General features: G+C 69.4%; 3 protein-coding genes. All 3 read left to right on the forward strand.

Annotated elements, in window-relative coordinates:
- The first annotated feature begins 120 nt into the window (after window positions 1–120).
- The 3 genes from hemE (at window position 121) to ACFWF3_RS29050 (ending at window position 3,371) form a co-directional block, all read left to right on the forward strand.
- A complete protein-coding gene (gene hemE / locus ACFWF3_RS29040) occupies window positions 121–1,176 on the forward strand; it encodes a uroporphyrinogen decarboxylase (protein ID WP_378988691.1) in 1,056 nt (351 codons plus the stop codon).
- Between the two features lie 93 nt (window positions 1,177–1,269).
- Window positions 1,270–2,631 carry a protoporphyrinogen oxidase gene (locus ACFWF3_RS29045; protein ID WP_379316742.1) on the forward strand — a complete coding sequence of 454 codons (1,362 nt, stop codon included), beginning with the start codon at window positions 1,270–1,272 and terminating at the stop codon, window positions 2,629–2,631.
- A 149-nt stretch (window positions 2,632–2,780) separates the two neighbouring features.
- Entirely contained in the window at window positions 2,781–3,371 is a 591-nt protein-coding gene (locus ACFWF3_RS29050; RefSeq protein ID WP_379316744.1) for an HAD family hydrolase, read from the forward strand.
- The last annotated feature ends 47 nt before the right edge of the window (window positions 3,372–3,418 follow it).

The following is a 3,418-nucleotide window of genomic DNA, read 5'->3' on the forward strand; positions in this document are numbered from 1 at the left end:
CGATGTGCGATGTGAGCGGGGTCGGCGGGTATCGATGACTCGACCGGTGGAACGTGTGGTCGGTCCCACACCCGCCGGGGCGTGAGGTTCCCGCGGGCTCGACGCTTAGGATGAACGGCGATGAGCACTTACACCCGCCGCCGGTTGACCGATGCCCCTTTCCTGGCCGCCGCCACCGGCGCGACGCCCAGCAGGCGCCCGGTGTGGTTCATGCGTCAGGCCGGCCGGTCGCTGCCGGAGTACCGGGAACTGCGCAAGGGCATCGGCATGCTCGAGTCGTGTTTCGACCCGGAGCTGGTGTGTGAGATCACCATGCAGCCGATCCGCCGCCACGGCGTCGACGCGGCAATCCTGTTCTCCGACATCGTCGTTCCGCTCAAGGCCGCGGGGATCGACCTCGACATCGTGCCCGGTGTCGGCCCGGTCATCGCCTCCCCGGTGCGCACCGAAGCCGACGTGCGCGCGCTGCCGCGGCTGCGCCCCGAAGAGGTCGGCGCGGTCACCGAAGGTGTGCGACTGCTCACCGGCGCGCTCGGCGACACCCCGCTCATCGGTTTCGCGGGCGCCCCGTTCACCCTCGCCTCCTACCTGGTGGAAGGTGGGCCGAGCAAGCAGCACGAGCGCACCAAGGCGATGATGCACGCCGACCCGAAGACTTGGCACGCCCTGCTCGGCGCCCTGACCGACATCACCATCGCGTTCCTGCAGGCCCAGTTGTCGGCCGGGGTCGACGCGGTGCAGCTGTTCGATTCGTGGGCGGGCGCGCTCTCGCTGGCCGACTACCGCGAGTACGTGCTGCCGCATTCGGAGCGGGTGTTCGCCGAGGTGGCCTCGGCCGGGGTGCCGCGCATTCACTTCGGCGTCGGCACAGGCGAACTGCTGGGTGCCATGGGTGAGGCCGGTGCCGATGTGGTCGGTGTCGACTGGCGGGTGCCGCTCACCGATGCGGTGCGCCGGGTCGGTGCCGGAAAAGGCTTGCAGGGCAATCTGGATCCCGCGATCCTGTTCGCCGGGTTCGACGCTGTCGAGGCCGAGACGCGGCGGATCGTGCGCGAAGCCGACGAGGCGATCACGCTCGGTGCGACCGGGCACATCTTCAACCTGGGCCACGGCGTGCTACCCGACACCGATCCCGGCGTGCTGACCGCCCTGGTCGAGTTGGTGCACTCCCTGTAGCTTCGGCTCACGAACCAGACGCGCTGGTGACCCAGCCGACATCGGAGCCGGTGCGTCGCACCGGGCGACGTGTCGCACGGCTACGGTCGGTACATGCGGATCGCGGTTATCGGGGGCGGAATCAGCGGGCTCGTCGCGGCTTATCGGTTGCGGCAGCGGTTGGGGGAGGACACCGACATCGTCGTGCTCGAGCAGAGCGGACGGGTCGGCGGCGTGCTGCACACTCGTGAATTGGCCGGGGGGCCAGTAGATCTCGGCGCCGAGGCCTTCGTGGGGCGCAGGCCCGAGGTGATCGAGTTGATGAGCGAACTCGGCCTGGCCGACCAGTTGGTGCGGCCCGCGGGGAAACGGCCGCTGATCTGGGCGCAGGGGTCGGCGCATCCGTTGCCGGGGCGCACCCTGATGGGGATTCCGTCTGATGCCGAGTCGCTGCGCGGGCTGGTCGACGATGCGACGCTCGCCCGGGTCGCCACGGAGCCGGAGCGGCCGCTGCGCTGGGATCGAGGCTGCGACATCGACGTGCAGACTCTGGTGGGTGACCGGTTCGGCAGGCAGGTGGTCGAGCGGAGCGTCGATCCGTTGCTGGGCGGGGTTTATGCGGGAATCAGTGCTTCGATCGGTGTCCGCGCCGCGTTACCCACTCTTGCCGCAGCGCTCGACGACGGCGCGTCGAGTCTTACGGAGGCTGTGGGTGCGGCGATGCCCGCACCCAGCTCGGACCCGGTATTCGGTGGGCTGCGCGACGGCTACGGAGCCCTGCTGGCCGCACTGACCGAGGCTTCGGACGCGCGTTTCGTCACGACCACGGCCGCGACCAGAATCGCCCGCGGAACCCATGGCTGGGTGGTCGACCCGATCGGCGCCGTCGAAGGTGTCGTCATCGCTACGCCCGCCCCGGTGACCGCCCGCCTGCTGCACTACGTGGCGCCCGAGGCCGCCCGAGCCGCCGCGGGCATCGAACTGTCCTCGTCGGCGCTGGTCGCGATGGCCCTGCCACGCGACACCGCGCTACCGGACAACTCCGGCATCCTCGTCGCCACCGGAGAACCCCTGCGCGCCAAGGCGTTCACCCTGTCCAGTCGCAAATGGCCTCATCTGGCCGAGCGTGACGTCGCGCTGGTCCGCGCCTCCTTCGGCCGGCTCGGCGACGACAAGCCGCTCTCCTGGACCGATGACGACCTCATCGCGGCGGCTGTCGCGGACCTGTCCACCGTCACCGGCATCCCGATCACCCCGATCGAAGCGGTCGTCCAACGGTGGCCCGGTGGCCTTCCGCAGTACGCCCCCGGCCATACCGAGCGGATCGCGGCTCTCGAGTCGGCTATCGCCCCCCTCGACGGCATCGCGGTAGCGGGCGCCTACCTGCACGGCGTCGGTGTTCCCGCCTGCGTCGCGTCGGGAACCGCCGCCGCGGAACGCGTCGCTACCGCGTACATCGCGAGCACGCAGCGCTGATCCCGATGCCGACGGTGACCGGATATGTGTGGGCCGATCCAGTCCGGTACCTCGCACCGGCCCGGCTTCGTGGCGTGTCCTCGGCGGCAGGCGATACCGGCGCCGCGTGATCGCTGTGAGTCGCCCCGTGGCACAGGCAGACTGGGACGATGCAGAGATTCGAAGCGGTGCTGTGTGATCTGGATGGCGTGCTCCGTCAATTCGACCACGACCGTCAGTGCGACATCGAGGAGCACTACGGGCTGCCCGTGCTGGCCACCGCCTTCGCCCCGGAACAGATCCGCCCGGCCATACTCGGACAGATCACCGCCGAGCAGTGGCTGGCTTCGATCACCGCCGCGCTCGGCGGTCACCCCGATGCGGTCCGGGCGGTCGATGCCTTCGCCGCGGTCGACTTCTGGGTCGATGAGCAGGTCAGGGATCTGCTGACAGAGGTCCGCGCCCGCGTCCCGCTGGTCCTGGTCACCAACGCGATGGACAACCTCGACATCCATCTGGCCCGGATGCGTCTCACCGATTTCGCCGACACCGTGATCAGCAGTGCGGCCGTCGGCATCGCGAAACCGGACTTGCGCATCTACGAGATCGCTGCTGAAGCGGCCGGTGTCGCACCGAACCGCTGCGTGTTCATCGACGACCGGCCGGAAAACGTCTCCGCCGCACGGTCTCTCGGCATGACCGGCATTCACTACCGAGGGATCGAAGATCTGGCGGTACTCAGCGCGAACGGCGGAAGCTAGTCGTGGCCGGCCGCGCAGCTGCCACGGAACGAATATCGCCGTCTGTC

The sequence above is a fragment of the Nocardia sp. NPDC060220 genome (assembly GCF_042727815.1).
Classification (GTDB): domain Bacteria; phylum Actinomycetota; class Actinomycetes; order Mycobacteriales; family Mycobacteriaceae; genus Nocardia.

Coding starts and splice junctions, on each gene's coding strand:
- ACFWF3_RS29050 (WP_379316744.1), top strand. CDS start 2,781: ATGCAGAGATTCGAAGCGGTGCTGTGTGATCTGGATGGCGTGCTCCGT.
- hemE (WP_378988691.1), top strand. CDS start 121: ATGAGCACTTACACCCGCCGCCGGTTGACCGATGCCCCTTTCCTGGCC.
- ACFWF3_RS29045 (WP_379316742.1), top strand. CDS start 1,270: ATGCGGATCGCGGTTATCGGGGGCGGAATCAGCGGGCTCGTCGCGGCT.